Genomic DNA, 7,425 nt, shown 5'->3' with positions numbered 1-7,425 from the left:
TAACTCAACAGTCAACAGTCAACAGTCAACAGTCATCAGTCATCAGTCAACAGCTAGCATTTTCCAGGGGACATACTCGAAGATTATGACTGGGAGCGATTTAGTCAAAATTTTATTAATTGAGGACAACCTGGCTTCTGCTAGGTTGTTACAAGAGTTTCTCATGCAAGCCCAGTCGCAAGAGTTTATTTTGGTTCATGTAAAGCGATTGGCAGAAGCATTGGAGGAATTAGGTCAGAGTAATTATGATGTTATTTTATTAGATTTAACTTTACCCGACAGTCAAGGATTATCATCTCTGCCTCCTCTGATTGGTCAAGCCCCAAGTGTACCGATTGTTGTCCTCACTAATACCAATGACGAACAACTGGCAATTGAAGCAGTACGCCAAGGGGCACAAGATTATTTAGTCAAGCGACAGGTAAATGTAGATGTGTTGGTGCGATCGCTACGTTATGCCATCGAGCGCAAACAGGTATTAGAATCTTTACGCACGGTGAATCAGACGTTACAAATCCGAGTTGAAGAACGAACTGCGGAACTGGTGAAAGCTAAAGAACTCAATCAGTTCAAATCGGAATTTGTGTCGATGCTATCCCATGACATCCGCAATCCCCTCAATACTATTCTTTTAGCTGCTGGGTTGTTAGAAAGTCACGATGACAAATTGACCAAAGAGAAAAAACTCAATCATTTGGAAATGATTCGCTCAGCAATCAAAAATATGGCGCAGTTATTAGATGAAGTTTCATTGATTGGTAAAGCTGATTCTGGGAAAATGCCATGCGATGTCGTTTCTCTCGATTTAGAAGCTTTTTGTCGTCAAATTGTTGATGAAGTTAAATTAACTACTAATCAAAAGCGTCTAACTTTACTGTTCGGTAGTTTTGGGCAATTAGGTCAAGGACTATGGGACGAAACCCTGCTGCGTCACATTTTGGTCAATTTACTTAGCAATGCAATTAAGTATTCATTACCAGGCGGTATAGTGCGCTTTGAACTAATTGGCCAGGAAAAAGCCGTAATTTTCCGAGTTCAAGATTGGGGAATTGGCATTCCTGAAGAAAACCATAAGCGACTGTTTGAGCCTTTCCATCGTGCAGATAATGTGGGAAGCATTCCTGGTACTGGTTTGGGGCTAGCGATCGTCAAAAAGTGTGTGGAAGCACACAAAGGCGGGATTGTAGTCAATACTCAAGTAGGAGTAGGTACAACTTTTACTGTCACCTTGCCTTTACTGGAAGTTTAGGGTGTTATGGCAGGGAACAGGGAAAGAAAGCTTATTGCATCGGGGTTTTAGATTAGACTTCTAAGAGAAGTGGGAAAAGGGTAAGGGGTAAAGGGGAAAGGGCAAATAAAAACCCTTTTCCCTTTAACCTTTTCCCTTTCCCCCTCTTGCAAAAGTAACTTTTGCAAGAGGTCTATTGTTCAGGATAAAAATTGTGAATTATTGTAACTAATAACTCGTTTCCCCTAGTTTTACCCGATTGTTATTTAATCTCAAAATATCAATTTATGGAAAACCACTTATACAGTAAGCCTTAAGTAGGGTAGGCAAGATAAGCGGTAATCTTCGCTGATTATAACTGTCTTGGCGTTAAGCTTTAGCCTAACGCACCCTACAAAAACTATATCGGGTACGTACTTAGATCCTCTAACCCCATCCTTAAAGAGAGGGGGTAGGGGGGATCTATGTTTTAGGCTTCAGTACGTAAGTCCTACGTATTTTTATTTATGGCAACAGCTAAGGTGGTTAAGGCATTAACAGACTTTTCACCCAGTCCCTTGCTATGTAAACCAAAGTCTAAGGCAACTCCAAAAAATAAATTATTCCAGTTAATGCGTTGAGTGTTAACTGTGAACCGTCAACAGTCAACAATTGGAAGTCCCTAAAAATACAAATCAAAACTATCAACCACATTATGTTCGGATAATTCATTATGATTACCATAGTCTCTGCACCCTGCCTCTTAATTCTGTCTGCGATTAAGTGGTATTTTTTTATACTTATAACTATTGTTCGCGCTAGAGTACGCCATCATCCAACTGGGGTTTTGGGGATGTGTAGCAGTTGAAGCGTAGTTTGGGAAATAAACCAATGGTCAAAGTTTTGTCGTCAAAGACTTTCAAGCCTGTTTCCCCAGTAATCCCACTATGATTTATTTTTTCTCTTGAGATTTATTTGATTTATCTTTACAAAAAGTTTAAGTTTGATTTTCGGAATTTCTAAATACGATTTGTAGGTTAATTTATCCCTAAAAAAGCAACAGCCCAAAAATACTGTAAAAAATATCACTATGCAAAATTTGTATTTTTGCATAAAATAAAAAGCAAATAGTGATAAGTATTACAGAGAAAATAAAAATGAGCTTTTGCAATGTTTCTAGTGTTTTCTACTTAAATTTAGAGACTAAAGTTCAAATAATCATAAAGCATCGAATATTTCCAGGGATATAAATTAGGTGAATTTACGCATATGTCTGACTATGACACGAAAAATGAACCAAAGTATGCAGATGTAAATGCTGGTAAGTATTTAACAACATTCCAGCGAAAATTACTGGTAGTGAATTTACAGAAAGATTTACCAGAATCTTACCGACAACGCATTGAAATTATGTTGTTGGCAGATGAGGGAAAAACTCAAACCCAGATTTGTCAAATTTTGGGATGTTGTCCAGCAACAGCAAGACATTGGACGCACATAGCGAAGACAGGAATGGCGCATCAATGGCAAGATTGCCCCATTGGTCGCCCGAAGGCAATAAACGACGAGTATTTGGAACGTTTGCAAGAACTGATGAGAAATAGTCCGCGAGATTATGGCTATTCTTTTCGGCGGTGGACAGCAAACTGGCTAGCGAAACATTTGGCAAAAGAATTTGGAATTGAGCTAAGCGATCGCCATCTGAAGCGACTGCTCAAACAAATGGGGTTATCCACACGGCCAAAAGCCAACAACACCGAAGTCAGCAACAACGAGCAGACTCAAGGTAACAAAATTTTGATTGGTGACCTCAAATCGGTAACTATTGCGGAGGATTCCGAATTATTACCTATTAACTTTGCAAAATTCGCAAAAGATTCAAATAATGGCGCACAACACATCCAATCAGTTGCTTTCTGTGCAACAACTCAACAATATTCTGGGACATTCTCTCTCTCAAGAAGAATTTGAACGATATCTTCCACAATTTCAAGAAAGTAACCCAAAAGTCGGCAAATTTTGGCAAGGAACTGACGTTGAGCCAGGTATATATATTGCCATCGCTGGTAAGGTACGATTGCTCGATGGTGCTGACGAATTAATCGCTACTTTAGAACCGGGAGATTCATTCGGGGAATTTACCTTATTCCCAGATACGCAATTTCAGCCTTATGCAGCTAGAGCCTCAGTAAATTTACAATTGTGTTTTGTTCCTGGTGAGGTGCTGCGATCGTTGATGGCTAAGTATCCTCAAATTCGGGAGCATTTATGGGCGAGGGCGCTATCTCGCAATCCCCAGCAGGTAGAATTAGGGAATGCTGGCGGCAAAGTTGAGACAAATACGCATCCTGAAACAGATATTTTCTCGCAACCAGCAGACATACCCCAGGGTAAGAAAATTAGCAAAGCTTATTTTCCTAATCCCACTCAGCGAGTCGGGCATTTATGGCAACGAGTCACACGACGGTATCCGTTTTTTGCCCAACAAAGTGCATCTGACTGCGGCGCAGCTTGTTTGGTGATGGTGTCTCGCTATTGGGGGAAACGCTTTAGCGTCAATCGCTTGCGAGATATCGCCAATGTTGACCGCAACGGCGCATCTTTGCGCGGGTTATTGGTGGCGGCGGAAAGTTTGGGCTTTGCTACACGACCTGTAAAAGCTGGTTTGAAGCAACTAGCAAAGCAAAGTTTACCAGCGATCGTTCACTGGGAAGGCAAGCATTACATTGTTGTCTACGAAATTACCGCTAAACATGTGATTGTAGCCGATCCGGCCATCGGTCAACGTACCCTGACTCACGCCGAATTTAAAGCCGACTGGACTGGTTACACCTTGCTGCTACAACCCACAGCCATGCTCAAAGAAACTCAAGAAAGTTCTACGCCTTTTTGGCAGTTCTTTGAGTTAATGAAGCCTCATTCTTTGGTGATGCTGGAGGTGTTTGTTGCTTCAATATTTATTCAGATATTTGGACTGATTACCCCGTTATTTACCCAGTTAATTTTAGACCGCGTGGTGGTGCAGCGATCGGAACTCACCTTAACTGCGGTGGGTATAGGGTTGCTGATATTTAATCTTTTTCGGGTAGCAATGACAGGGTTGCGCCAATATCTCCTAGACCACACAGCCAATCGCATAGACTTAGCACTCATTGTTGGATTCATTCGCCATACTCTACGCCTACCCTTAAATTTCTTCGAGTCGCGTTATGTGGGAGATATTATCTCTCGCGTCCAAGAGAACCGCAAAATTCAACGCTTTCTTTCTGGTGAAGCATTATCAATCCTGCTTGATTTACTCACTGTTTTTATCTATGTGGGATTAATGTTTTGGTACAGCTGGAAAATGGCGTTGCTGTCATTGTTAATTATTCCACCTTTTGCTTTATTGGCTTTAATTGCCACACCTTTTTTACAAAAAATTTCACGAGAAATATTTAACGCTGTTGCCAAAGAAAGTAGTTATTTAATTGAAGCTCTAACAGGCGTCAAAACAGTCAAAGCAACGGCAGTAGAACAAACAGTGCGTTGGCATTGGGAAGAATTATTAAATAAAGAAGTAAAAACTAATTTTTCTGGACAAATTATTAACAATCGGTTACAAATTTTTAGTAACACAATTCATGCATTGATGACTACTGGTTTGCTGTGGTTTGGGGCATACCAAGTAATTCACAATCAATTAACCATTGGTCAACTAGTGGCATTTAACATGCTATTGGGTAATATAATATCGCCATTTCAACGCTTAACTGTCTTGTGGAATCAGTTCCAGGAAGTGGTGATTGCAATGGAACGTATTAATGATGTGTTAGATGCAGAACCAGAAGAAGATTTACACCAGCAACCACGGCAAAATTTACCAAAAATTAAAGGTAATATTCGTTTCGATAAAGTGACATTTCGCTATCATTCAGACAGTGATATCAATATATTAGAAAATCTCAGCTTTGAAATTAAACCAGGGCAAATGGTGGCGCTGGTGGGACGTAGTGGTTCCGGAAAAACTACCATTTCTAAGTTGGTTTTAGGATTGTATCCTCCCACAGACGGCAAAATTTTGATTGATGGCCAAGATATTACTAGTATTTCCTTAAGTTCCTTACGTCAACAAGTGGGGGTAGTTGACCAAGATACATTTTTGTTTGGCGGTACAATTCGAGAAAATATTAGTTTAGGACATCCTGGATCTAATTTAGAAGAAGTAATCCAGGCAGCAAAACTAGCCGGTGCTGATGAATTTATTAAAAAATTACCAATGGGATATGAAACCCAAATTGGTGAAGGAGGAGGATTATTATCTGGGGGACAAAGGCAAAGGATAGCTATTGCTAGGGCTTTATTAGGTAATCCTCAACTATTAGTTTTAGATGAAGCAACCTCTCATCTAGATACGGAATCAGAAAGAATTATTCAGCAAAATTTTAATACAATTCTCAGAGGAAGAACCACTTTAGTAATTGCTCATCGTCTTTCTACAATCCGCAATGCCGATTTCATTTTGGTATTAGACAGAGGTGTGTTAATTGAAAGCGGAAATCATGAAGAATTGATGGCGAAGCGGGGGCATTATTTCTATCTCAATCAACAGCAGTTACAGGTGGCGGCATGAACTTTCAAAACAGAAATTTTATTGTTAATTAATGGTTCATAAATTATCCACCTTAAAAAATATCTCTCCAAAATAATTATGCCCAATACTATATTAAATGGACGAGTAACCAACTCAGTACCAGAAGAAATATTTGAACAAGAAATTTTAGAGCCACAAATTCCAGAAAAAACCACTGATGATTGGTCTGAAATTACTAAGGAATCACTTGATAGCTTTCCCCAGATTTGGACAAGAGGGTTATTATATTTTTTAGTGATATTTGTGTCTATAATTTTACCTTGGTCAATGCTATTTAAGGTCGATGAAACTGGCACAGCTAGAGGACGAACTGAGCCTAAAGAAAAAACAATTAAACTGGATTCTGCTGTGGCTGGAACTGTTGCCGAAATTCGAGTTAAGGAAGGTGATACAGTAAAGCCTGGTCAGACTTTACTGGTACTAGAATCAGAACTAGTAAAATCAGATTTGCAGCAGGCACAAGATAGATTAGAAGGACAATTCAATCGGCTGGCTCAGTTAAATGCATCTAAAAATCAATTGCTTGTGTCTTTAGCGACTCAACAACAACAAAACCAATCTCAACAGTTGGAAAAGCAAACCCAAATCGCTCAAGCAAGCCAAAATTTAGATGCTCTCAAAAATGCCTATGAATTGCAAAAAGAAGAAAAATTATCTCAAGTTAATCAAGCAAAGAAAACTCTGGAACATAGTCGAAATAATAGTAATTTAGCTGAAAGTAGTTTGAGAAGTAGTCAGCGAGAAGTTGAACGTTATAGCAAACTTAAACAAGAAGGAGTAGTTCCAGAAATTAATGTTGTAGAAAAGCAAGATATCGCTCAAGAAAAACAAAAATTATACGAACAAAGTAAGTCAGATATTGAACAAGCAAAATTAACTTTGGCAGAGCAACAAAGTAATTACGAGCGGAGTATCCGCCAAATTAATGCAGATATTGAACAGGCTAAATTGCGATTAAAAGAACAAGAAAGAAGTTATGAAACTTTGACTCGTTCTGGTCAGCTAGCTGTGTTAAAAATTGCAGAACAACAAAAAAGTTTAGAAACTGATATTACTTCATTACAAACCGACATTGCCCAAACTAAAAGACAAATTTTAGCATTGAGATTTCAGTTAAGCCAACGAGAAATTAGAGCTACCAGCAGTGGTATACTATTTCATCTGCCCATTGAAAAAGCTGGTTCTGTCGTGCAGCCTGGAACAATGGTGGCGGAAATTGCATCGCTGAATTCGCCTTTAATAATTCGTGCCCAAATGGCAACCACACAAAGTGGTTCTTTACAGACAGGATTACCTGTAAAACTCAAATTTGATGCTTATCCTTTTCAAGATTATGGAGTGATATCAGGGGAATTAATTAAAATTTCTCCCACTACTACAGAGATAGATACACCCAATGGAAAAGTAGCAGCTTATAACTTAGATATTGCCCTCAAACAGAATTGTATTCCCTCCGCAAATAAATGTATTCCGTTGCGTCCTGGAGATACCGCCACAGCGGAAGTGATTCTGCGCCAGCGGCGAATTATTGATTTTCTACTAGATCCATTTAAAAAGTTACAACAAGGAGAGGTTAAATTGTAAA

Annotated in this window: 4 protein-coding genes; all 4 read left to right on the top strand. The window is 39.1% G+C overall.

The window, feature by feature from the left end; translation table 11 throughout:
* Window positions 1-85: 85 nt before the first annotated feature.
* The 4 genes from GNE10_RS07495 (at window position 86) to GNE10_RS07480 (ending at window position 7,424) form a co-directional block, all read left to right on the top strand.
* Window positions 86-1,249, top strand: coding sequence for a hybrid sensor histidine kinase/response regulator (locus tag GNE10_RS07495; RefSeq protein ID WP_185564316.1), 1,164 nt, complete (start codon window positions 86-88; stop codon window positions 1,247-1,249).
* A gap of 1,227 nt (window positions 1,250-2,476) precedes the next feature.
* A complete protein-coding gene (locus GNE10_RS07490) occupies window positions 2,477-3,178 on the top strand; it encodes a helix-turn-helix domain-containing protein (protein ID WP_185564315.1) in 702 nt (233 codons plus the stop codon).
* Entirely contained in the window at window positions 3,093-5,819 is a 2,727-nt protein-coding gene (locus GNE10_RS07485) for an ABC transporter transmembrane domain-containing protein (protein WP_185564314.1), read from the top strand. The genes GNE10_RS07490 and GNE10_RS07485 overlap by 86 nt, the downstream gene beginning before the upstream one ends.
* A gap of 78 nt (window positions 5,820-5,897) precedes the next feature.
* The gene (locus GNE10_RS07480; protein WP_185564313.1) at window positions 5,898-7,424 is read left to right on the top strand and encodes an HlyD family efflux transporter periplasmic adaptor subunit; all 1,527 of its coding nucleotides are present in this window, start codon (window positions 5,898-5,900) and stop codon (window positions 7,422-7,424) included.
* The last annotated feature ends 1 nt before the right edge of the window (window position 7,425 follow it).

Source organism: Nostoc sp. 2RC (assembly GCF_014222165.1).
Taxonomy (GTDB): domain Bacteria; phylum Cyanobacteriota; class Cyanobacteriia; order Cyanobacteriales; family Nostocaceae; genus Nostoc; species Nostoc linckia.
This window is presented reverse-complemented; position numbering and strand designations above follow the sequence as displayed.